The organism is Amycolatopsis sp. lyj-23 (assembly GCF_046549135.1).
Lineage (GTDB): Bacteria > Actinomycetota > Actinomycetes > Mycobacteriales > Pseudonocardiaceae > Amycolatopsis.
Genome location: NZ_JAJPWN010000013.1, coordinates 265,621 through 287,777, shown reverse-complemented (window position 1 = coordinate 287,777; position 22,157 = coordinate 265,621). Strand labels below are relative to the sequence as shown.

Here is a 22,157-nt window from a genome sequence, read left to right as displayed (position 1 = left end):
GGGGCGGTCATGGGCGCCAGCCGTGTTCGAGGATGGCGAACGCGGCTTCGACCGCGCGCACCGGATCTTCCGACCGCATGGCGAGGGCCGAGGTTTCCAACGCGAAGTGGGCCAGCGCGGCGCAGGCGGGATCGGCTTCGGGTGCGCCGGTTTCGGCGGCGAGGGCGCGGGTGAGCGCGTTCTCGTGCCGCATCCACATCCGGTGCCAGTACTCGGTCAACGCCGGGGTGCCGCGCACGAGGGTCATGAACTCCGCGCCCCCGCCTTCGGCGGTGCCGCGCTCGACGCGGGCCAGCGTGTGGTCCCGCAACGCGGCGAGCACCGAAGTGCCGGGCGCGCGCTCGCGCACGGCCGCCACCAGGGTCTCCTCGATGGCGGCGTCCCGGTCGAACACGAGGGATTCCTTGCTGGGGAAGTGCTTCTGCAACGTCGTCGTCGAGACGTCGGCCGCCTCGGCGATCTCGCGGACGCCGACGTTGTCGTAGCCACGCTCGAGGAACAGCCGAAGTGCCGCATCGGCCAGCGCCTGGTGGGTGGCCGCTTTCTTGCGCTCCCGCCTGCTCGTCGGTGTCGTCATGGCTTGACGATACCACTAGTGTCACGGTGTACTAAGTTGTACCGTATCACTTTCAGGAGGTTGTCATGACGGCTCACGTTCCGGTTCTGATCAGCGGCGGCGGAATCGCCGGGCTGACCGCGGCCCTGCTGCTCCAGCGCGAAGGCGTCCAGCCGGTGCTGGTGGAGAAGCACGCCGGCGCGTCCCCGCAGCCGAAGGCGCGCCGGTTCAACCCGCGCAGCACCGAGGTGTTCCGCCTCCTCGGTCTCGCGGACGAGGTCGCCGAGGCGAGTGCGCCGCTGGCGTCGTTCACCGAAGTCCTGGCCGGGCCGACGCTGGTCGCGGCCCGCGCGCGGGAACTGAGCGGCACGATGCGCGAGCGGCGGCGCCAGCAGGCGCGGATCCCCGAACTGAGCCCGGGACCGAACGTGCTGTGCCCGCAGGCCGTGCTGGAGCCGATCCTGCGCCGGGCCGCCGGAGAACGGGGCGTGTCCGTCCGGCTGGGCACCGAACTGGTGTCCTTCGTCCAGGACGACGACGGCGTCACCGCGCGGCTGAAGCCCGCGGACGGCGAGCCGTACGAGCTGAGGGCGGACTACCTGATCGCCGCCGACGGCGCCCGCAGTCCCATCCGCACCGCACTCGGCGTCCCGCGCAGCGGCCACGGCCACCTGGCCGACAACCTCGACCTCTACTTCCGCGCCGACCTCACGGATCTGGCGCGCGAGAAGCCGTTCAACCTGTGCGAGATCACCAACCCGGTGGCCTCGGGCGCGTTCCTCTCGGTCAACGGCACGGACCGCTGGCTGTTCTCGACGGCGGACTTCCCCGAAGCACCCACGCTCGGCGACGGCGACTGGCGCGACGTCCTGCGCATCGTGCTCGGCCGGCCGGATCTCGACGTCGAACTGCTCAGCCGGTCGCCGTGGGAATCGGCGATGCGCGTGGCCGACCGCTTCCGCGACGGCCGCGTGTTCCTCGCCGGCGACGCCGCGCACATGATGCCGCCCATGGCGGCGGCCGGGGCCAACACCGCGATCGCCGACGCCGCCAACCTCGCCTGGAAGCTCGCCGCCGTCCTGGCCGGGACGGCCGCGCCCGCCCTGCTGGACACCTACCACGCCGAACGCCACCCGGCGGGCTACGCCATCGCCGAAGCGTCCAGCACGGTCCGCGGACACGTCGGCGACATGCTCGCCGCCTACACCAGGCCCGAAACCCCGCACGACGACCTGCTGGCCACCATGTTCGGCACCCAGTACCCGGACGGCGCCTTCGTCCCGGACGGCCGCGACCCGGCCCCGGCCGACCACTACGCCCCGGCCGGACGGCCCGGCACCCGGGTGCCCCACGCCTGGCTCGACGCGACAACCTCCACAGTGGACTTCGCCGGACCGGGCCTGACCCTGCTCACCGGTCCCGGCGGCGACCGCTGGACGAGCGAAGCACGTCGCCTCGGACTGCGTTCGGTGACGGTGGCGCACCAGGAGTGGCTCACCGAGGCGTGCCTGCCTGCCGACGGCGCTCTGCTGCTGCGCCCCGACGTCATCGTCGCGTGGCACTCGGAATCCGCCACGCCTCTCGCCGAAGCACTGGCACAGGTGCTCGGCCGGTCCCCGTGGGCCTAGTTCAGCTCGCTGCCTCGACGACGGTCTCGGCCACCACATCCGGGTGCACCAGCGGAACGGCGTGCGAAGACGCCACCTCCACGAGCTTGGAGCCGGCGCGCTCGGCCATCCAGCGCTGGGCCGCCGTCGGGATCGAGTTGTCCTTTGTGGATACGACGGCCCACGACGGCAGCGCGTGCCAGCTCGCGTCGCCCGCGAAACTGCCTTCCAGCGTGCGGGGGTCGAACGGCTTCTGAGCGGCGGCGAGGACCTTCCGATCACGCTCGTCGGCGTCACCCGCGTAGACTTCGCCGAACTTGTCTTCGCGGAGGTAGACCTCCGAACCGCCGGGGTAGGCACGCACCACGAGGTTGTCCGGGACGAGCCCGCTCCCCGGGAACTTCCCGTTCAGCGCGGCCGCCGTCTCGCCCGCTTCCGGCTGGAACGCCGTGACGAACACCAGCGATCGGACTTCCGGCGTCAGGGCATCGGGAGCCGAGATGACGCACCCGGCGTAGGAATGCGCGGCCACCACGAGCGGACCGGTGAGCGTGCGCAGGAACTGCTTCAGGTAGGCGACGTCGGCGCCGAAGTCGCGCATGGGCAAGGACGGGGCGATGACGGGGTGCCCGGCCTCCTGCAGGCGCCGGGAGACCCGGCGCCACACCGACGCATCGGTCAGCGCGCCGTGGACGAGGACGAGAGTCGGCTGGTTCATGGAAGGTGTTCTCCTGAGGTCGATTCGGTACGCCACCGAGTCTCGCTCCGGACGCCGTCCCGGCACAGTGGCAGTACCGCCGGGTATCGAAACGATCCTGCCAACCGCCCGAGCCGGTCAGGCGCGGCCGAACGCGAACGACTTCCGGTGTTCCCGCGGCGAGACGTTCGTCGCGCGCCGGAACTGCACCCGCAAGTTGGCCGCCGTCCCGAAACCGGCCCGGCGCGCGACTTCCGCGACGGACAGGTCCGAGCCCTCCAGGAGTTCCTTGGCCCGGGCGATGCGCTGGTCGCGCAACCACGTCACCGGCGGAAGGCCGGTGCGCTGCCGGAAACGCCGGTGGAAGGTCCGCTCGGACATGGCGAACCGGGCGGCGACGTCCTTCACCGACAGGTCCTGTTCCAGCGACACGAGCATCCACTGCTGCGCCTGCGCGATGACGTCGTCGCCGGGCGGGACGACTGATTTCTCGACGAACTGCCGCTGACCGTCCGCCGGCCGCGGCGCCATCACGATGCGCCGCGCGACGTGCCGCGCCGCGGCCGGCCCCAGGTCGGCGTGCAGCAGGTGCAGGCAGAGGTCCACCCCGGCGGTGACCCCGCCGGAGGTCAGGACCGTCCCGGTGCCGGCCACCAGCACCGATTGGTCGACCGTGAGCGCGGGGAACCGCTCGGCGAGGTCCGCGCACAACGACCAGTGGGTGGTGACGGTGAGGCCGTCGAGCACCCCGGCCCGCGCGAGCGCGAACGCCCCGGAGCAGATGGACACCATCCGGACCCCGCGCCGGTGCGCCGCGGCCAGCGCCCGCACCAGCGAACCGGGCAGCTCCCGGTCCACCGCGTCGGCGTACCCCGGCACGACCACCGTGGCCGCCTTGCGCAGCAGCTCGAGCCCACCGTCCGGCACCACCGTGGTCCCCCCGGCCACCGGCACCGCCCCACCGCCCACCGAAACGGTCACGAGGTCGTAGGCCTCCGACGCCTCCCTCCCGAAGACGTGAACCGGGATCGCGTAGTCGAGGGGCAGGACGTCTTCGAGCAGGATGACGACCATCCGGTGCCGGGCCATGGCCGCATCCTATGGCCGCTGCCGCCCTGCTGCTCCCGCTCGGGACCGGCACGCTAGGGGATGGCCCCGATCCCTTGGAGGATTTGCGCGACGTTCGCGGCGAAGCCGGTGGCACCCGCGATCTTCCGCCGCAGGGTCACTTTCGTCCCCGGCACGGAGCTGCCGGGGTGCCGGCTCGCCGAATCGATGGCGGCGGCCAGGTGGGGCAGGAACGGCTCCGGTTCCACGGACCCCCGCACCGCGTCGATTTCGTCTCGAAGGCGCAGTTCCCTCGGCCGGGCGGCCGCGCGGACCGCCTCCAACGCCCGCGTGATCGCCGCCAGCTCGGCCCGCCCGGCTCGTCCGACCGCCTCGACGAACCGCGGTCTCCGCTCCACATCGGACAGCAGCACCTCGTCGACGGCCGCGGCGGCCGGATCCTGCCCGAGGATGCGCAGGGCGTCCGCGAGGCGACGGACCACCCGCGCGGGCGCCGCGCCCGATCGGAACTCGGCGTCCAGCCAATGTCGCCGCAGGCTTTCCACGCAAGCTTCGTGGTTGGCTACCGCTTTCAACGCCGCGTTGTCACCGATGAAGCGATTCAGAGTGGCCACCGCGGCGCGATCGGGCGACCGGGAAACGAGGTCCAGGACCGGAGCGCGGTCCGGGTGATCCGGCTGGGTCAGCAAGCGCAGGAACTCCTCCGGCGTGGTCGGCATCGCCCAGTAGTGCGCAGCCGGCCCGGTCCCGGAAACCGCCCGGAGATCCCGGGTCAAGGTGCGGATTCGTTCGGCGGCCAACACGAACTGCTGACTGGCGGGCACGGCCATGAAGCCGGCGATGGCGTCCCGAAGGATGTTCCAGGCTTCGTCGGCGTTCGAAAGGTCGAGGACGACGCACTCCGACGGTTCCGCACCTTCGGCGTGGTCGAAGGCCACGAGGCAGGGCAGGAAGGAACGGTTGAGCCCGAGGGCGTCCGCGAACTTGAGGCTCCAGCGCGGCGAGGCCGCCCGGAATTCGCTGGTCGTCCGCTGCGGCACGCGATCCCGCGTGAGCGCGTACGAGCCGTACACGATTTGCGGGTCGTCGACGACCCGGCGGTGGTCCGCCGTCGCCGGGCCGCCGTTTTCCCGGCCCCGGATCTGCCCCAGCACCTCGATGTCGTCGAACAGGACGATCACCGCGATCGCCTCGCCGGTCTCGTCGTGCACAGCTTCCGCGTAACGCTCGAGGAAGGCGATGGCCTCGTGATCGACACGCCGGGCGAGGTAGAACAAATAGCTGCAGTACGGCCATTCGAGCAAATCCTGCACGGTGGGGATCAGCCGGCGGACAGCATCCGCGTCCGGAGCGTGGACACCGTACATTCGTCTCCTCGGGTCGGCTCGCCCATCCGACGTCCATGGTAGGGCTTGTGGTCGCGCCTCCGGCCGGGTCGCGGCCGGTCAGGTCCAGCTCCAGCGCAGACCCCGGATCCCGGGTCCGAAACCGGTGGCGAAGTGGTGGGCGGGCGCGGCCGGTGACACCGGGACGGCGGTCACGTCCCGTTCCGGACCGCCCGGCGCGTCCAGCCGGTAAGCGGCGCAGCTCGCCGGCAAGGTGCCGGGGGCGAAGTGGACCTCCAGCAGGTGTTCGGCCACGGGGTGCCGGAACCGGCGGTCGTAACTGGTGTCCGGGACGCCGTCGGTGTATTCGAACTCGTACTCGAGGATCGCGGTCTCCCCGACGGCCATCGACCGGTTCGGCACCAGCTCGCTGACCACGAACCCCTGTTCCGGCAGGACCTCGGTGCGCACGGGCCGGCAGTACCGCGCCGACACCAGCCGCGGCGGACGGCCCGGGACGCAGCCGCGCAGCGCCACCACCTTGGCCTGGACCGGTTCTTCCACCGCGCGCACGACCTCGCGCACCCGCAGCCGGGTGAGACAGCGGGCGGCGTCGACCTGCAGTGCCTCGTGCAGGCTGAGCACCAGCAACGACGTCTCGTCCGCCGCGTCGAACGAATGCAGCACCGGCAGCACGTCGTCGCGCGGGCCCCACAACCGTTCCCAGCGCACCGGGTCCGGGGCGCCGGGGCACCCCGGCCGGGCCAGCAGCTCGGTCAGCGAGCGGGCCGGCACGCCGAGGACGTCCTCCAGCACCGCCACCGCACGCAGGGAGTCCGGCCGTTCCGGACGGGTCCGGCCGGTGCGCCAGTAACTGAGCGTCGTGGTGCTGACGGGCACCCCGGCGGCCGCGAGGCGGTCACGGAGGCGGGCGAGGCCCAGCCCGCTGCGGTCGATGGCCAGGGAGAGCGCGCGGCTGAACGGGCCGGTGGCGAGCGCCTGCGCCAGCTCCCGGCCGGCGGGTTCCGGCGGTGGCACCGCGAACAACGGCATCGGCGGTCCTCGGCGTCGGTGCGGAGAAACGGGTGCGCCGTCCGGCGGATCGCGCCGTGGTGGCCGGGACGTCCGGTGGTGCCGGACCGTCCCCGGTTTAACAGCCGCGGACGGCGGCTGTCACCCGACGAACGTCGGCCGACGGCCGCGCAACCCGCCGAAAGATCCGTTCTGTTCCGTTGATCGACTCGGATCTTCGGGCGCTTACCGGGGACACACCGTGCGCTTACGTTCAGTGAGTCCCCACCGGTTCCGCCTCCAAGGAGTTCCCCATGCGCAACCCCTCCGGCCGGTTCGCCCGCGCCGCCGCGCTGCTCGTCGGTTCGTGCGCCGCGGTCAGCACGCTCGCCGCGGCCCCGGCGTCGGCGAGCACCCCGGTCACGCCGCTTTCGCCGGCCGCCCAGCCGTCGATCATCGGCGGCAGCACGGCCCAGAACCCCGGCTACATCACGCGGTTCAACGGGCACGCCAACGGCTACACCTTCTTCTGCACCAGCACGCTCATCGGTACGCGGTGGGTGCTGACGGCCAAGCACTGCATGTACGACAACAACGGGCGGCGCCTGACCGACATCGACCTCTACGTCGGTTCGAACAGCGCTTCCGGCGGCGTGCACGCGAAGGCGTCGACGACGTACGTGTACTCCGGGGGCGACCTCGCCCTGATCAAGCTGAACGCCGACGGCGGCGGCACGTTCGCGCGGCTCGCCGGCAGTTCCTCCGACGCCCAGGAAGGCGACGCGGCCCGCGTCTACGGCTGGGGCGCGACCCAGTCCACCGACGAAGGCAACCACCAGTCGTCCGTGCTGAAGCAGGCGGCGGTGCAGATCGCCGACACGAGCGCCACCGACTACTTCGGCGGCCCGGCGATCGCGGCCGACACCCCGAACGGCGCCGTGGCCGGCGGCGACTCCGGCGGCCCGATGATCGACGACGGCGTGCAGGTCGGCGTGTGTTCGACCAGCGACCGGTCCAGCACCACCACCTACGGCAGTGTCGCGGCGGGCCGCAGCTGGATCCGCCAGGTCAGCGGCATCTGAGGCGGCCCGGGGTCGCCGGCCGGGCTCCCCCGACCGGCCGGCGGCCCTGTGTCACCGGTCGAGCCGAACGGAATCGAGCAGTTTCAGCGCCGCCTGCTCGTTGGCGTGCGAGCTGTCGACCTCGACGGTGTAGGCGCCGACTGTCCGGTGCCGGTGCAGCGGCAGCGGGTCGTCCGGGACGGAACTTTCGGCGAACCTGCTGGTCAACGACACGGTGAGCGAGAGGCACCGGCTGTCGACCGGGAGTTTCGCCACCTCGGGATCGGGACACAGCATCAGGGTGTTCGTTTCGGGCTCGCTGGTGAACGTGTCGACCTTCTGCCCGTCCGGGATGGAGACCGACTTGAGCGGCGACGCGAGCACCGGCGGCGTCGTCCGGATCTTCCCCAGCAGGGCGAGCATGTCCGCAGCGGTCACCGGCTTCGTGGTCCGCACCCAGATCCACCGATCCGGTCCGTCCTGCCACCGGACGTCCCGCGGGTTGGCGAGCTGGCCGGCCGCCGAGGGCTTCGCGAGCAGCGTCCCGTGCGGCGCGGCGCCGTCCCGGACGTCGATCTCGAACGCGTACCGCTGGGCCTGCCCGTAGTGCAGCGCGGCGACGTGCGGCTGGATCGACCACATCGCCAGGGTCCAGGAACCGTCGTCGAGGCTGATCGCCGGTGGCGCCGGCGGCACCTTCTCCGCGGCGGGCGCCACGGCGTCCACGGCGGACGCCGGACTCGCGAGCGTGGCCGGCGGCGTGGTGCGGTTCACGAGGGCGATGGCGCCGGTGCCCAGCGCGGCCACGGTGAGCACCACCGCGGCCACGCCGGCCGCGCGGCGCCGCCGGATCCGGCGGGTCGCGACGGCGAGCACGGCTTCCGGATCGGGGGCCAGGACTTCCTGGGCCCGCAGCGCCCGGCGCAGCTCGTCGAGGTCGGTCATCACACGCTCTCCTTGCCTTCGTTGACGCCTTCGTCGAGGTGGACCCGCAGGGCACTCAGCCCTCGTGAGATGTGGCTGCGCACGGTCCCGGGCGCGCAGCCGAGCACCGCGGCGATCTCGTCGTCGTCGCGGTCCTCGTAGAACCGCAGCACGATCGAGGCGCGCTGGGCGCGGCTCAACCGGGCGAGCGGCCCGGCGAGCTGGTCGGCGTCGCTGATCCGCCACGCCGGATCGGGTGCGATGGGTTCACCGAACCGGCTGACATCGGCGGTGACGTGCACGGACCGCTGGTACCACCGGCGGCGCCAGGAGAGGTAGCCGTTGACGACGATCTTCCGCATGTACAGGTCGGGCCGGTCCACCACCGCCATCCGCCGCCAGCCCTGGTGCGCACGCACGAGCGCGTCCTGCACGACATCCTGGGCCAGTTCCCGGTCACCGGTCAGCACGGCGGCGAACCGCACCAGGCCCGGCAGCTGCTCACGGGAGAACTCTTCGAACTGCACACCCTCAAAACGCCGCTACCCCGGTGATCTGTTGCAGTCGCGTCCGGGAAATCGCGGATGGGCCCGGGGGCCCGGCGGAGCCTGGTGCACGCTCAGGCGCGTGACGTGCAGAAAGCTGTAATGAACTCCCGGCTCGGACCGACTTCGTGCTCATGCTGCATGGTGCGCTTCCGGGTGAGCCGGAGCCGATCACCGTCGACGGGCCACGCTGGGCGGCCGCGCTCCCGTCCGGTGCCTGGCCGGCGGACTTCGCGTCGACCGGGAAGGTCAGTCGCAGCGAGGTTTTCGCCCTCGCCGAACGCTGGCGCGCGCGGCACGTCTCGAGCGCGCAGTTCACGGCGGGGGTATTGGCCTGGGGACACGGGATCCGCGGGTACGGGCCGTTCCGGACCGGCCGCATCCTCGCTCAGGAAAAGGCCGCCGAGCGGCTGGAAGCCGCGCTCGCCGGCCTGCGTCCGCGTGCCCTCACCCCGGCGGTGCTCGAGGACTGCTACGAGCGGTTCACGACCACCGCGAAGGTCACGGGCCTCGGAGCAGCCTTCTTCACGAAGCTGCTCTACTTCGCCGGCTACCGCCGCGGCGAAGGCGGGATCCAGCCGTTGATCCTGGACCGGGTCGTGGCGAGCCGGCTGCCCGCGTCGGCGGGACCCGCCGGGAAATATCGGACGGGGTGGTGGGCCGGCACCTGGTCGGCTTACCTGCGCTGGGCCGCGGACCAGGCCGCCCGTCCCGAGTTCGGCGGCGAACCCGACCACGTCGAAGTGGCCCTCTTCACCGGCGCATGGACTCCGTGAGCGCACGCGTGCCGCCGGGGGATCTCGACCGCGGAACGCCACTAGGATCGCTCGGCGTGCCGGCCAAGCGAAGTCCCCGGGTGTTCGTCTCGTACGCCGACGACTCCGGTGCACACACCGACACCGTCCACGAGTTTGCCGCGCAACTGCGCGGCAAACTCGGCATCGACGTCCGCCTCGACGTGTGGGAGCGCGATCGGCGGCGCGACTGGCTCGAATGGGTCGTCGACCAGATCGACCACGGTGACTTCGTGCTCGCCATCGGCTCGCCCGAGTACAAGCGGCTGGCCGCCGCCGACGGCGAGTCGCAGAACCACGCCCGGTTCCAGCTCGCCATGCTGCGCGAGCACCTGGCGGCGGATCGGGCCCAGTGGCTGCCCAAGATCCTCCCGGTCGTCCTCCCCGGCTGCTCCGCCGACGACCTGCCCGCGTTCCTCCAGCCCTACTCCGCGACGCGGTACGCCATGCCCGCGCAACTCGACGAGCTGCTGCGCGTCCTGACCGGTCAACCGCGGCGCATCCAGCCCGAACTGGGACCGCTCGCCGACCGAGACGGGTTGTTCCGCTCCCCCGTGCTGAGCGACGAACTCAGCCGGACGCTGGTCGAGGCCGCGGAGGGCCTGGCGGGCGCCGTCGCCCACCTCTGGAAAGGCGAGTCGGAGCGGCTCGGGCTGGACGACCCGCGGCCGCTGGTCACCCGGTGGCGCGCCGACGGCGGCGAATTCGACCGGATCGGGCCGTTCTTCCTCCGGAACGTGCCGTCGCGGCGGCTGCTCGTGCTCGGCCGTCCCGGGTCCGGCAAGAGCGTGGCCGCGATCCGGCTGGTGTCCGACCTGCTGGGCGAGCGGGCCCGGGGCGGCCCGGTGCCGGTGCTCGTCCCGGTCACCGACTGGCACCCGGGCAAGCTGCACCCCTTCGACTGGCTCGCGCGCCGCCTGGCCCGCGACCACCGGCTGGGCCGGACCGTCCGCTGGGTCGACGGGACGCGCATCACGCTGGCATCCGCGCTGCTGGAAGTGGCCCTGGTGCTGCCCGTCCTCGACGGCCTGGAGACCATCGCGCACGACCTGCGGCCCGAAGCGATCGCCGCGCTCAACCGGCTGGGGTCGTCGGTTCCGTTGATCGTCACCTGCGGCTCGGCCGAGTACCGCGAACTGGACGCCGCCGGTGTCGGGCTGGCGCGCGCCACCCACGCCGAACTGCTGCCGCTCGACCGCGACGACGTCGAAAAGTACTTGGCCGAGACGGTCCCGCGCGGGGCGTCCCGCCTGGCGCCGCTGTTCGCCCGGCTGCGCGCGGAACCCGCGCCGACACCGCTGCTCGTGTGGCTGCTCCGCGTGGTCCACCAGGACCTCGCCCGCGATCCCGCTGAGCTGTCCGACCGAGTCCGCTTCCCGGACCCGGATTCGATCGAGGCCCGCCTGGTGCAGCACCTCGTCCGGGCGGTCTACCCGGAGCACCCCGGTCGCCGTCCCCACGGCGCCTTCGCCCGGGTGCACCACAGCAGCGTGCAGCGCTGGCTGGCGCACCTGGCCTCGACCGGGACGGCGGACATCGCGTGGTGGCAGCTCGACCGTCCCGTCCGGTGGATCGCGCCCGCCTGCCGGGTCGCGGCGGGCGCCGCGCTGGGGTTCGGGCTGGTCAGCACGGCCGGCGTGGTGCCCGGGCTGGTGGCCGCCGCGGTGGTCGGGCCGGTCGCCGGCAGCTCCCGGTACCTGGCCCGCTTCAACGTGACCGACGTCGAAACCCCGCACGCGTTCGACGGCTCGAGGTCCAAGCTGCGTGCCGAGGCGGGCGACTTGGTGAAACTGCTGGGGAGCGCGGTGCTGTTCGCGGTCGGCGTGCTCGCGTTGCTCGTCGCCGGCCGCAGCGTCGCGGCGGGATTGGTGCACAACCTCCGCGCGGCCCTGGTGCTGGCGGCGCTCGCCCTCGGCGGCGGTTTCCTCGCGTGGCGGTTCGGCCGCCGGCTGGGGCACCGGATGCGCCACGGCCGCAGCGACGGGTTGGTGGTGCTCGCCGACCTCGAACGGCCGACGAGTCCCGGCGGCACCCTCCGCGCGGACCGGAACGTGGCCCTGGCCGGCACCGGGACCATGCTCGCGATCGCGGCGGTGTTCGCCGTGCTGGGCGTCGAGTACGCGGTCCGGATCGCCCTCGGCTACGCCGCCGCGTGGCTGTTGTTCAGCGCGTACGCCAGGTTCACCGTCACCCGGCTCGTCCTCGCCGGCCGCGGAAAGCTGCCGTGGCGCCTGTTCGCCTTCCTCGACGACGCCCGGAACCGCGGTGTCCTGCGCCAGTACGGAGCGGTCCACCAGTTCCGCCACCAGCACCTGCAGCGCCACCTGGGCGGCCGGGGATAGCCCGGGTTCGTCAGCCGGTGGCGCCGGACTCGAGCGCCGCGAGGTCGCGCACGGCGTACCGGTGGTGCTCGGCTTCTTCCTTCAGCACCACCTTGAGGCAGCGGCGCACGACGTACTCCTGATCGGGGTACCCCGCAGCCGGCTTGCGCCCGCACACCCGGTCGAGCTCGGCCGCGGTGAGCCCGTCGACGACCCGCCGCATGGCGGCCATGCGGGCGAGCCGCGGCGCGAGCACCTCGTCGAGAGCAGGTCTGGCGTCGACGGTGAGACCGAGGTTCGCCGCTCGGTCCGGTGGCATTCCCCCGGCGGGCAAGCCCAACGGGTGATAGGGCGCTTCCTCCTCGAGCACGGCGTTGCCGAGCCAGGCGTCGGAGGCGAACAGCAGGTGCCGCTGCGTCTCGACGAACGACCACTCGCCGTCGACCCGCTCGTGCAGTTCGGCTTCGGGCCGCAGCCTCGCCCGGTCGAGCGTCGCGCCCCAGAGGGTCTCGACGGCGTCCCAGGCAGCGCGGTAGCCCTCGGGTGAAGCCGCATCCCGCGCCAGCACCCGCGCGGGGTGCCGCCGGTCGAGTTCGGCCTCGACGTAGGCGGTCACGTCGACGTCGTTGACGACGAGTCGCTCGAAGTCACCACCGAGGTAGACGTCGCCGCCGTAGCAGTCGACGATCTTGAGCCCGGTCACCTCGCAATCGCGGACCTCGAGGCCGGCGAGGTCGCAGAGGTGGATCCGAGCACCGCGGAACCGGTCGGTGCGGACGTATTCGGAAACCATCGCAGCAGTCTCGCGCACGGGTCACGTGGCGGACACGCCTACCTGCAGCCGAACGGAGGCGGCTCGCACAGCGCGACCGAGACCACCGCGGGCAGGCCACGGAGGTAGCCCTCCAGTGCTCCTTTGTCCTGTGTGGACAGATCGGGCCGGAAGAAGACCGACCATTCGGGCCCGGCCTGGGTGCTGCCGCTGCTGATGTCGGTGGCTCCGAGGCCGAAGCGCGGCGGATTGTCCAGCAGCGGCCTCAGGGTGTCGCTGTTTTCGGCGTATCCGCGCCGGTCGAACTGCACGACGAAGGCATCCATCGGACGGAACGCCCGAACGTCCGCGACGACCCAGCCTGTGACCGACAGCACGGCGATCACCAGCGACGTCGTCCCCCACAGCACCGTCCGCCGGCGTTCGGCCCACCCCGCGGCCAGCACCACCAAACCCGCGGGAACGAAGACGATCAAGCCGAGCACGGCGAAGAACACGCCGCCTACGAACAATCCCCAGCCCACGACGGTGCAGGCCGAGCGAAAGTAGCGGCCGTTACCCGCGAAGAACAGCGGTACCACGGGAACCGGGACGAAGATCGCATAGCCCCCCAGCAGGTCAGGAGCGGCGCCCGCAATCGCCAACGCCGCCCCGCCGGCTGCAGTCAGCACCGCGAGCACGATCAAGCCCCGCCGCCACCACGCGACGGGTTCGCCATCGACTTGCACATCATCGGACATCACGTCATCCCCCTCGAACACATGAGTTTGAGCGATCGCTCAAACTTCAGGCTACGGCGATTTGAGCGAACGCTCAACCCAGTGATTCAGCGGACATCGCCTTGACCGAACCCGTGCCCCGAACCACCATGGAAACTATGGAGACGGACATAGTTTCCCCAGTTTCCGACCGGCTTCGCGTCGAGCTGATCCTCGACGCGGCGAGCAGGCTGTTCCTCTCCCCCGGCGCGGGGCGGATGAGCATGGACGATCTCGCCCGCGAGCTGGGGATGAGCAAGAAGACGCTGTACCGGCACTTCCCGGACAAGCGCAGCCTGCTGACCGCCGTGCTGGCGAGGCAGTTCGATGCCATCGAACGAGCCCTGGCCGCGGCAGCCGAGGAGACGCAGGACCAGCCGTTCGCCGAGCAGGTCCGGGGGTTCCTGCTCGCGGCGGGCCGGGAGCTCGAGCGGATCGGCGCGGCCCAGCTGGCCACCGGACGCGGCGATGCGGTGCTGCGCAAGTACGTCGAGCAGCGCATCGACGAAGTCGTCTACCAACGCCTGGACGCCCTCTTCCGCGCCGGGCACCGGCGCGGGATGCTGTCCGCACCCCCTCGGCTACTCGGCGAAATCACCCGCGGCGCGGTGGAGCGGCTGCTGAACTCCCCGCTGCCGCGCGAACTCGACCACAGCGCGGCCGATCTGCTGCGGATGGCCGTCGACACCGTCCTCTACGGGGCGCTCCGCCCCGGCGACGAACAGGAGGTCAGCTCATGACCAGGGTTGCCCTGATCACCGGGTCCAGCAGCGGGATCGGCGCGGCCACCGCGCGCCTGCTGGCCGAGCGCGGCATGCGGGTGGTGATCAACTACCTGCACAGCGAGCAAGCGGCCCAGCAGGTCGCCGCCGAGATCGAAGCCGCGGGCGGCGAGGCCATGGCCGTCCAGGCCGACGTGCGCGACGTCGCGGCGGTCGACGCACTGGTCGAACAGGTCCGATCGGCCTGGGGCGGGATCGATGTGCTGGTGCACAACGCATTGACGCCGTATGCGATCAAGTCGTTCGAGGAGATGACCTGGGACGAACTGGGCGGCAAGCTCGACGACGAGCTGCGAGCCGCGTTCGTGGTCACCAAGGCGGTGCTGCCCGCGATGACCGCCCAGCACTGGGGCCGGCTGATCTACCTGGGCACCGGCCTGAGCCGCCAGCCCCGCGCCGGCATGATCGCGCTGGGTACCGCCAAGGCCGCGCTCACCCAGTTCGCCCGCTACCTGGCCCAGGAGCTCGGCCCCCAGGGCATCACCGTCAACGTCGTCGAACCCGGTCCGGTGGCCGAAACCAGGATCTCCCACGTCCTCGACGACGAGCAGAAGCGGCGTCAGACGGCCGCCACCCCGCTGGGCCGCCTGGCCGTCCCGGCGGACGTGGCCACCGTGGTCGCCTTCTACGCCGGCGAAGACAACTCCTTCATGACCGGCACCACCGCCGCGGTCAACGGCGGCATGGCGATGTACTGAGGAAGGACGGTCATGCCCACCATCGATCTGGCTTACGTCGGCCGAGGCCTGCACGAAGAGCTCGTCGCCTACATCGCCGACCAGGAGGACCTCTACGCCGCGGAGGACGTGCGCGTGGCGCTGCACGACGGCTGCGCCTGGGACATCGAGCGGCTGCGCCACGGCGCGACCATCGGGCTCGGCCGCGCGCTGCTGTCCAGACTGGCCGACGGGACCCCGTGGGTCGCGCTCACCGTCAACACCGACCGCCCGCTGTTCTGGTTCCTGGCCCGCTCCGGCACGTCGCTGACCGACCTGGCCGGCAAACGGCTGGCGGTGCACGCCCCGCACACCCCACCCGGCTGCTTCGCCCGGATCGTGCTGCGCCAGGCCGGTCTCGACCCGGACCACGACGTCGACTGCGTGGTCCGGCAGCCGGGCGACTACGGCATGGACCTGCGCCGCTTGCGGTCCGGCGAGATCGACGCCGCCTACGTCGGCAGCACCATGGCCCCGGAAGCGATCGCCGCCGAACACGGCTGGCACCTGCTGGCCTGGGTCGGCGACCACTTCCGGATTCCCACGGTGGGCGTGGCTGTCGACCCCACGTACGTCTCCCCGGACGACCCCGCGGTGCAGGCGATGATCCGCGCCCACCGCCGCGCGCTGCAGGTGATCCACGACGACCCGGACACCACGGTGCGGCACCTGCGGACGTTCCTGGGCGGCCAGACCGAGGCCGAAGCCCGCGCCCACTACGACAGGTTCATCGCGCCGTACTTCACCACCGACGGGCAAGCGGATCTCGCCGTCGGGGCCGCCGGCATCGCTGCGATCGCGGACGAACTCGGTGTGCCGGAAACCGTTGCCGCGGAAGAGTTCTACCGCACCGAGCACGACTGAGCGGGCACACTGTCATGAGGATGAGCGTGATCATTGACGGAATGCGGCGCAGTCGAAGCCCACATCGCGCATCTTCTCGCCCGAGAACACAACCATGATCTCGTTGCCGCCGACGAACACCCGCCGCCCCTCCGGCGGGTCGGGAATGGCAGCGACGAACCACACCGCCCCCGCGGCGAAGTCCAGACGCACTGCCATCGGCACGTCCACGGCTCCCACGGGCCCGACGCTGCCGTCGACCCGACGGCCCGTCCCGATTTCCACCCGCTCCCAATGCACGGCGGTCCCGAGAACCGGCGTGTTCAGGTATCGATGCCACGGGCTCCCGAGGTCGACATCGGGGCCGATGCGCTCCGGACCTTCGTCGCCCCAGCTGAGATGGTCTTCGATCCGGCCGTCGAGGACTTCGACCCCGTAGGTGTAGAACGTATCGGTCCAGGTGACGGTCGCCGGCCCCGCGTCGGCGACGAGCCCGACGCCCATCACCGCGTGGTGCCAGCTGCCGTAGTCCCATCGCGCGGGTTCGGAGGCGAAGTTGTGGACATCCCAGTAGTCCACCGCCGAGATCCGGCGGCCCAGCAGCCCGTTCAGGCTCGCGTCGAAACGCGCGCGCGGATCATCGGCTTCACCGTCCGGTGGTGACACGATGGCTTCCGTCAGCGGCTCGCCGCGCCGGGCGCCTGCTGGGACGTGCGCCACTGTCCACCGTGGACACGTCCGGGCACTTCACCGGTGTAGGCCCCGATCAACTTCCACCACAGCTCGAAGCGCTGCCCTTCCAGCGGTTCCGCAGCCAAGCCGACGGCCGGGTTCGTGGTCATACGCGTCATCCTGCCACCAACGGCCACCCTCGGACGACCGGGTTTCACCGGCTGCGTCGTCGGCCAACGATGGAAGACAGCAATTGCCCGCGCCACGTGCTACCTCTCGAGCTGGTTAAGCAAAGACAACGCTTTCCGCATCTCCGACCCGTACTCCGCCCCGTTCCCGCTCAACGATCCGGAAGCTCCGGGTCAGGAACCACGGAATCCACCACGGCACCGGGCCACACCTGCGGTGCAGGACCGAACGCACGTCGGGCCGCTCGAACCGCCAGGGCGGCGACCGTCGCGTTGGCACCACCGCCGATCACCGCGCCGATGCCGAACGGAGCCACCCGGCCGAGCACGATGACGCCCTGCTTGGTGCCGTACTTGGTGACGAAGTTCCTACCCAGGACGCTGTTGATCTGGTTCAGCCTCGACATCGGCACCTTGCTCACGAGCTGGCGGGCCCAGTGCTGACCGGTGCGCTCGGCGGCCTTGCCGACGATGGTCGAGGAACCGGACTGGCCGAGCAGGATGCCCATGACCAGCGTCCGCCGGCGCTCGATCTCGTCCAGCCGGACCCCGTGGACCTCGGCGACCGAGAGCACGAACAGGACGCTCAGCTCGAGCGAGGAGAACGCCTCGCCCGCCGACAGCGCCAGTGCCACCGCGGTGCCGACGGCGGGCGCGGCCGCGGAGGCCCCGACTGCGGCTCCAGTACCCGCCAGGGCGCTGACGAACATCCGCTCCAGGGTGCGCACGACCTCCGCCGGCGTCGCGTCCGGGTTGCGCTGGCGGGCCCGGGCGATGTTCTTGCGCACCAGCGGTGCCTGCACGCCGATGGCCTTGTCCAGCAGCGCGAGGACCGGCCCGCTCGATGCCGGCACCGGTCCGTCGAGGGCGTCAGAGGCCACCGCGAGCTCCCTTGCGTCGTCAAGTTGCCGCTCAGTCTCGCAGCGCCCGGCCGGACACCTTCGCGCGGCGGCAGCAAACCGGCATACTGGCTGGCCGACACGCGAGTTTCGTTGTTGAGCTCCACCCGATGCCACTCCACGCCGCACCCAGCAGGAACGTCGCGAACAGGCCGAGGCCGCGCTACTGGCCGCCGCCGGGGAATTGGTCGTCGAGCAGGGCGTCCGGGCGCTCACCCTGGCCGACGTCGGGGCACGCCGGGTACAGCCGCGGCATTGCGCTGCAACGGCTTCTGGACCCCGGCAGCGTCGCCCCCGAGAAGCTGCGCCACAGCGTCACCGAACACTGGCGCCGCGCACTCGCCGCCCCGCCTCAAGCCAGGCGGAAACTCCCGGTGCACGGGTAGCCCGGGACGCCCGCCTTCGCCGGCTTGCCCGGCTGCGGGTAGCCGAGCAGCCACAGCTGCCCGGTCGTCGCCACGTTCGCCGCCAGGGAGACGTCGGCCAGGAGCCGGAAGCGGGTCTGCCGTCCGTCGGGGTGCAGGGCCCAGCCGGTCAGCCGGCTCAGACCACGCCGCCGCGGCGCGAACGGCGTGTCGAGTGCGACTCGCAGCTCCACCCACACGTCCTCGGTGATCGGACGGCGGATCCGCAGCACGCCGACGAGCACCAGCACCCCCAGCATCGCCAGCACCAGACTGCCGCCGGCGATGCCGCCCACCGCGGCCGGACCCGCGACGGAGTTCTCGTCGAACTGCAGGTTCGGCACGACGGCCACCCCCGCCGCGCCCAGCACCAGGTACGTCACCCCGGCGACGGCCACCCGCCGGATCCGGTACGCCCGGTGGGCGGCGAGCACGGGATCGAGCCGCGGCGGGGTCGGCCGGCGCGAAACGGGTTCCGCGGGAGCCGCTCCCCGCCCTGGCGCGTCCTCGATCCGCGCGGCCCGCAACGACATCGCGCCGGGCAGCCGCACGAACACCCGCCGTCCGGTGCCGAGCACCCACAGGCGCCGCTGGCCGGCCAGCTGCACCCTCGGTCCGTCGGCCAGCCGCGTCCGCAGCCACCGCCCGTCCGGCAGCCGGACGCTGACCCGCGTTCCCTTCACCAGCAAGCCATCCGAAGCGACGTCGAGCCGGTGGTACGGCTCCCCGAACCGCCGCCGGACCCGCAGGTAGACGCTCAGCACGTAGCTCCACAGCACCAGCGAAGCGCCGAAGGCCCCGAAGTAGATGTAGGGCAAGCCGTCCGCCCGCCGGTCGGTGGCGACGAGCAGCACCCCCCATGCGACGAGCGCCCCGCTGAGCCCGATGCGGACCACGATCGCCGTCGTCAGCTGCCGGACGAACCCGGCGAACAGCACCTCCGCCCCCGACGGCACGTTCGGCACGGGTTCGTGCACCCGGACCCGGTCCACTCCGGAAGCGATGTCCACGACGCTGTCCCCCTCGGCCCGATTCCCCGGCCGCGGCAGCCTACCGGGGTCCGTCGGCGCCGTGGACGGTGGACGACGGGCTCAGCCGCGACGGTGCTCGCCGGGCGGGATCGCGTGCGGTGGGAAGTCGCCGCCGAGGCCGAGCCGGGTCGGCCACCGGGCCACCGGCCACCCGCCCGTCGAGCTGCAACCCCAGCTCCACGCCGCCCGCGCAGGCCGGCTGGCGCCGATCGCTTGACCTTGACACTGTGACAAGGTCTTCACTGCGGAGAGGAGGTGGTCACCATCAACCACGCAACGGACACCCGCCTGCTCGCCGCGCTCAGCGCCGGGAGCTCGTCCACCCGGCTGCAGGCCGCGCTCGCCGCCGGAACGCAGGCCGACCCCGCGCTCGCCGACGCGCTCGTGGCTCGGTGCGCGGTCGAGCCGGACTTCTTCGTGCGCGACATGCTCACCTGGGCGCTGACCCGGCTCCCGGCGGAGCTCACCGTGCCGAAGCTGGTCGCCGAGCTGACGTCCGGGCGGGCGCAGGCGCGCAGCCAGGCGCTGCACACGCTGTCCAAGATCGGCGACCGGACGGCGTGGCCCGCGCTCACCCGGTCGCTGCTGCACGACGCCGACGAGGAGGTCGCGCGCAGTGCCTGGCGGGCCGCCGTCGTCCTCGTGCCACCCGGTGAGCACGGGGCACTGGCCACGGAACTGGCTCGTGAGCTCGGCCGGGGTGACCGGGCCGTGCAGCTGAGCCTCAGCCGCGCCCTCGTCGCGCTCGGCGACGCGGCCGAGGCGGCCCTGCAGCCGGGCCTCGCCAGTGCCGACCCGGGCGTGCGCGCCCACGCCCGCGCCACGCAGCGGCTGCTGGCCGACCCGGACGCCGGGTTCGACCTGGCCGTCGACGAGGCGAAGCGGATCGTCGCGCTCGGGCCCGAACGGGCCGGGAGCACCGCGTGCTGATCGGCGAGGTGGCCCGCCGGTCCGGGGTGAGCACGCGGATGCTCCGGCACTACGACTCCCTCGGGCTGGTGCGGCCGACCGGCCGGACCGTGGGCGGCTACCGCGAGTACTCCGAGGCGGACATCCGCCGGATCTTCCACGTCGAAGGCCTGCGTTCGCTCGGGATGTCGCTGCGGCAGATCGGCCAGGCGCTGGCCGACCCAGCCTTCACCCCGGCCACGCTGGTCAGCGACCTGATCCGGCGGACCGAGGACCGGCTGCGGCGGGAGCAGGAACTCCTCGACCGGCTCCGGGCGATCGACGCGTCGGAGCCCGCGGGCTGGGACGGCGTGCTGCACGTCGTCGAGCTGCTGCACGAGCTCGATTCCCCGAGCCCGTCACGCCGGCAGCAGGCCGCCCTCGCGCCGATCGAGGACGTGTCCCTGCTGGCCAAGGCGGTCCTGACCGAGGCGCACCCGAACGTCGCCGGCGCGCTCCGCTGGGCTCTCGCCCGGGCGGGCGACGACGGCCTGGCCGCGGTGGCCGCCGGACTGCGCTCACCCGACGTCGCCGTCCGGCGGCGCGCGGTCCAGGCGATCGCCGAGCTCCCCGGCGACGAAGCGACCGCGGTGTTGGCCGGCGCCCTCGACGACGCCGACCCGGACGTCCGCCGCCACGCGGCACTGGCCGCCGGCCGCCGCGGGACGCCCGCCGCGGTGCCGGTACTGGTCGCGATGGTGGCCGAGGGCACCAACGACGTCGAAGCCGCGGAAGTCCTGGGCGCGCTGGCCCTGGAGCCCGGCCGCGGCCGCCGGATCCTCGACGCACTGGCCGGCGAGCTCACCGCGGCCCCGGCGGTCCGGATCCGGATCACCCAGGCCCTCGCCGAGCTGCCGGGCACCCTCGCCCACGACGTGCTGCGGCGGTTGGTGGACGACGAGGAGCGAGCGGTCGCCCTCCTCGCCACGGCCTTGCTCGACGGGCAGTCCACCGGCCGGTGACGACCGCCGGCCCGCGCCGCCACGCTCCGATCGGCGAACGCCTTCGGTAACCCGCGGCGTGCCCATCCCGGGCTATCCCGGCAGCTTCCGGCCACCCGTCGATCCCGCTGTCCCGGTCGACGCGGCGCGGTTTTGGCCCGCGTTCTTCCTCGTCGCCGGAGGTGCCGAGCCGGCGCCGACCGCGTTCGGTGTCGATTCCGCCGGGGCCGAGTCGCTCGCGTCGCCCGGCAGCTGGCCGGTGTTCAGCCCGCCCGCACGCGACCACCGGATCCACGTCGTGTTCCGGAACTGCCCCGAAGGCGCCGGCATCGACTACCTGCTGTCCCCAGCGGACGGTGGCGCAGTCCTGCGGTTGGCCGCACTCGAGGGGCACTTCCGGGGCCTGGCCTTCTCCTGGCCCGAGGTCACCGCGGTGGCGGCCGACCTCGCCTGCACCGCCGCGGAGCGTCTGCTTCTCCTGCTGCCCGCGTGCGGCCGACCTCCCGGCCGAAGCGATCGAAGTCATTGCCGCCGCGCTCGGCGCGGTGGGCGCGGCCACCGGCCTGACCGGACTCGCCGCCGAACTCCTCGACGGCTGGGGTTACTGGGCGCCGGCCCGCGCCGCCACGCCCCGATCGGCGGACGCCGCCGGACCCGCGGCCCACGTTCTTAACGCGTTGCTCACCGAAGCGTTCACGCCTCGCCGGCCGTGACCGCCTTCGCTCGATAAGTCGACTTCTTCGCCTGATTTCCGCACACGCCCATCGAGCACCACCGCCGGGTTCCCGGCCGGGACGTGTCCAGGAACAACGCGCCGCACCGGGCGCCCTCGCAGCGCCGGACCTTCGCGAACTCCGGTGACGTCACCAGCTCCAGCGCGTCCCTGGCCAGCAACGCCAGCATCGCCGACGCGGGATCCGCGGCCTGCCAACGCAGTTCGCCCGACGGCGTCAGCGAAGGCGCCGGAACCGGAAGCGCCGCGAACCGGTTCAGCCGCTGCCGCGTCGATGGGCGCGGCGAGGTCGTCAGCAGCTCGTGGATCGCCTCGCGGACCACGCGGGCGTCGTCGGCCGTCTCCGGGTGGACCGGCGACGGGAACGGGCCGAACTGGTCGATCCACGCCCCCCACGCCGGCGCGTCCGGCAGTTCCTCCGTCTCCGACGGCGTTCCCCGGTACCGGAGCGTGCGGACGAAGTCGAGGCACAGGCGGCCCGCTCCCGAGCGGAATCTCTCCGTCATACGGGTCACAGTACGCCGGAACCGGTTTGACTGGTACCGTCGGGAACCGATCAAA

The 22,157-nt window shown here is 72.3% G+C and carries 24 protein-coding genes; 10 read left to right on the top strand and 14 right to left on the bottom strand.

What is annotated here, in order from left to right; translation table 11 throughout:
- Nucleotides 1-7: 7 nt before the first annotated feature.
- On the bottom strand, nt 8-577 hold the full coding sequence (locus ACLJPY_RS31735; RefSeq protein WP_410594004.1) for a TetR/AcrR family transcriptional regulator: 570 nt from the start codon (nt 575-577) through the stop codon (nt 8-10).
- A gap of 65 nt (nt 578-642) precedes the next feature.
- On the opposite strand from ACLJPY_RS31735, the gene ACLJPY_RS31730 reads away from it, so the two are divergent.
- A complete protein-coding gene (locus ACLJPY_RS31730) occupies nt 643-2,184 on the top strand; it encodes an FAD-dependent monooxygenase (protein WP_410594002.1) in 1,542 nt (513 codons plus the stop codon).
- 1 nt (nt 2,185) lies between these two features.
- On the opposite strand, the gene ACLJPY_RS31725 is transcribed toward ACLJPY_RS31730, so the two are convergent.
- The 4 genes from ACLJPY_RS31725 to ACLJPY_RS31710 all read right to left on the bottom strand — a co-directional run bounded on the left by ACLJPY_RS31725 (nt 2,186) and on the right by ACLJPY_RS31710 (nt 6,306).
- Entirely contained in the window at nt 2,186-2,881 is a 696-nt protein-coding gene (locus ACLJPY_RS31725; protein ID WP_410594000.1) for an alpha/beta fold hydrolase, read from the bottom strand.
- A 117-nt stretch (nt 2,882-2,998) separates the two neighbouring features.
- Entirely contained in the window at nt 2,999-3,949 is a 951-nt protein-coding gene (locus ACLJPY_RS31720; RefSeq protein WP_410593998.1) for a GlxA family transcriptional regulator, read from the bottom strand.
- Between the two features lie 53 nt (nt 3,950-4,002).
- Entirely contained in the window at nt 4,003-5,295 is a 1,293-nt protein-coding gene (locus ACLJPY_RS31715) for a hypothetical protein (protein ID WP_410593996.1), read from the bottom strand.
- Between the two features lie 78 nt (nt 5,296-5,373).
- The gene (locus ACLJPY_RS31710) at nt 5,374-6,306 is read right to left on the bottom strand and encodes a hypothetical protein (protein WP_410593994.1); all 933 of its coding nucleotides are present in this window, start codon (nt 6,304-6,306) and stop codon (nt 5,374-5,376) included.
- A gap of 272 nt (nt 6,307-6,578) precedes the next feature.
- Between ACLJPY_RS31710 and ACLJPY_RS31705 the strand changes: the two genes are divergently transcribed.
- Nucleotides 6,579-7,346 carry a S1 family peptidase gene (locus ACLJPY_RS31705; protein WP_410593992.1) on the top strand — a complete coding sequence of 256 codons (768 nt, stop codon included), beginning with the start codon at nt 6,579-6,581 and terminating at the stop codon, nt 7,344-7,346.
- 51 nt (nt 7,347-7,397) lie between these two features.
- On the opposite strand, the gene ACLJPY_RS31700 is transcribed toward ACLJPY_RS31705, so the two are convergent.
- Nucleotides 7,398-8,270 (bottom strand): hypothetical protein, encoded by an 873-nt coding sequence (locus ACLJPY_RS31700; RefSeq protein ID WP_410593990.1) that lies wholly within the window; start codon nt 8,268-8,270, stop codon nt 7,398-7,400.
- Nucleotides 8,270-8,776, bottom strand: coding sequence for a SigE family RNA polymerase sigma factor (locus ACLJPY_RS31695; RefSeq protein ID WP_410593988.1), 507 nt, complete (start codon nt 8,774-8,776; stop codon nt 8,270-8,272). Before ACLJPY_RS31695 ends, ACLJPY_RS31700 begins: the two co-directional genes overlap by 1 nt.
- Before the next feature lie 152 nt (nt 8,777-8,928).
- Between ACLJPY_RS31695 and ACLJPY_RS31690 the strand changes: the two genes are divergently transcribed.
- Nucleotides 8,929-9,570, top strand: a complete 642-nt coding sequence (locus ACLJPY_RS31690) for a hypothetical protein (RefSeq protein ID WP_410594076.1) — start codon at nt 8,929-8,931, stop codon at nt 9,568-9,570.
- Between the two features lie 56 nt (nt 9,571-9,626).
- Nucleotides 9,627-11,930 carry an SEFIR domain-containing protein gene (locus ACLJPY_RS31685; RefSeq protein ID WP_410593986.1) on the top strand — a complete coding sequence of 768 codons (2,304 nt, stop codon included), beginning with the start codon at nt 9,627-9,629 and terminating at the stop codon, nt 11,928-11,930.
- A gap of 10 nt (nt 11,931-11,940) precedes the next feature.
- On the opposite strand, the gene ACLJPY_RS31680 is transcribed toward ACLJPY_RS31685, so the two are convergent.
- Both ACLJPY_RS31680 and ACLJPY_RS31675 read right to left on the bottom strand, forming a co-directional pair.
- Complete coding sequence (locus ACLJPY_RS31680; RefSeq protein ID WP_410593984.1) at nt 11,941-12,702, bottom strand: DinB family protein; 762 nt, start codon at nt 12,700-12,702, stop codon at nt 11,941-11,943.
- A 38-nt stretch (nt 12,703-12,740) separates the two neighbouring features.
- Nucleotides 12,741-13,421 carry a hypothetical protein gene (locus tag ACLJPY_RS31675; RefSeq protein ID WP_410593982.1) on the bottom strand — a complete coding sequence of 227 codons (681 nt, stop codon included), beginning with the start codon at nt 13,419-13,421 and terminating at the stop codon, nt 12,741-12,743.
- A gap of 137 nt (nt 13,422-13,558) precedes the next feature.
- On the opposite strand from ACLJPY_RS31675, the gene ACLJPY_RS31670 reads away from it, so the two are divergent.
- Genes ACLJPY_RS31670 through ACLJPY_RS31660 form a run of 3 tightly spaced genes read left to right on the top strand, consistent with a single transcriptional unit; the run spans nt 13,559 to nt 15,801 of the window.
- Nucleotides 13,559-14,179 carry a TetR/AcrR family transcriptional regulator gene (locus tag ACLJPY_RS31670; RefSeq protein WP_410593980.1) on the top strand — a complete coding sequence of 207 codons (621 nt, stop codon included), beginning with the start codon at nt 13,559-13,561 and terminating at the stop codon, nt 14,177-14,179.
- A complete protein-coding gene (locus ACLJPY_RS31665; protein ID WP_410593978.1) occupies nt 14,176-14,919 on the top strand; it encodes an SDR family NAD(P)-dependent oxidoreductase in 744 nt (247 codons plus the stop codon). The genes ACLJPY_RS31670 and ACLJPY_RS31665 overlap by 4 nt, the downstream gene beginning before the upstream one ends.
- Before the next feature lie 12 nt (nt 14,920-14,931).
- Nucleotides 14,932-15,801: an ABC transporter substrate-binding protein gene (locus tag ACLJPY_RS31660; RefSeq protein ID WP_410593976.1), complete on the top strand. Its 870-nt coding sequence runs from the start codon at nt 14,932-14,934 to the stop codon at nt 15,799-15,801.
- 30 nt (nt 15,802-15,831) lie between these two features.
- Here the strand turns inward: ACLJPY_RS31660 and ACLJPY_RS31655 are convergent, their stop codons facing one another.
- The 4 genes from ACLJPY_RS31655 to ACLJPY_RS31640 form a co-directional block, all read right to left on the bottom strand.
- A complete protein-coding gene (locus ACLJPY_RS31655; protein ID WP_410593974.1) occupies nt 15,832-16,446 on the bottom strand; it encodes a hypothetical protein in 615 nt (204 codons plus the stop codon).
- Between the two features lie 11 nt (nt 16,447-16,457).
- A complete protein-coding gene (locus ACLJPY_RS31650; RefSeq protein ID WP_410593972.1) occupies nt 16,458-16,622 on the bottom strand; it encodes a hypothetical protein in 165 nt (54 codons plus the stop codon).
- 170 nt (nt 16,623-16,792) lie between these two features.
- Nucleotides 16,793-17,521 (bottom strand): hypothetical protein, encoded by a 729-nt coding sequence (locus tag ACLJPY_RS31645; RefSeq protein WP_410593970.1) that lies wholly within the window; start codon nt 17,519-17,521, stop codon nt 16,793-16,795.
- A 370-nt stretch (nt 17,522-17,891) separates the two neighbouring features.
- Nucleotides 17,892-18,953, bottom strand: coding sequence for a hypothetical protein (locus ACLJPY_RS31640; RefSeq protein ID WP_410593968.1), 1,062 nt, complete (start codon nt 18,951-18,953; stop codon nt 17,892-17,894).
- A gap of 276 nt (nt 18,954-19,229) precedes the next feature.
- Between ACLJPY_RS31640 and ACLJPY_RS31635 the strand changes: the two genes are divergently transcribed.
- The 3 genes from ACLJPY_RS31635 to ACLJPY_RS31625 all read left to right on the top strand — a co-directional run bounded on the left by ACLJPY_RS31635 (nt 19,230) and on the right by ACLJPY_RS31625 (nt 21,576).
- Complete coding sequence (locus ACLJPY_RS31635) at nt 19,230-19,904, top strand: HEAT repeat domain-containing protein (protein ID WP_410593966.1); 675 nt, start codon at nt 19,230-19,232, stop codon at nt 19,902-19,904.
- The gene (locus ACLJPY_RS31630; RefSeq protein ID WP_410593964.1) at nt 19,898-20,884 is read left to right on the top strand and encodes a HEAT repeat domain-containing protein; all 987 of its coding nucleotides are present in this window, start codon (nt 19,898-19,900) and stop codon (nt 20,882-20,884) included. The genes ACLJPY_RS31635 and ACLJPY_RS31630 overlap by 7 nt, the downstream gene beginning before the upstream one ends.
- 524 nt (nt 20,885-21,408) lie before the next feature.
- Complete coding sequence (locus ACLJPY_RS31625) at nt 21,409-21,576, top strand: hypothetical protein (RefSeq protein WP_410593962.1); 168 nt, start codon at nt 21,409-21,411, stop codon at nt 21,574-21,576.
- Here the strand turns inward: ACLJPY_RS31625 and ACLJPY_RS31620 are convergent.
- On the bottom strand, nt 21,557-22,102 hold the full coding sequence (locus ACLJPY_RS31620) for a CGNR zinc finger domain-containing protein (protein WP_410593960.1): 546 nt from the start codon (nt 22,100-22,102) through the stop codon (nt 21,557-21,559). The two genes, ACLJPY_RS31625 and ACLJPY_RS31620, sit on opposite strands and share 20 nt — an antisense overlap.
- Nucleotides 22,103-22,157 lie beyond the last annotated feature (55 nt).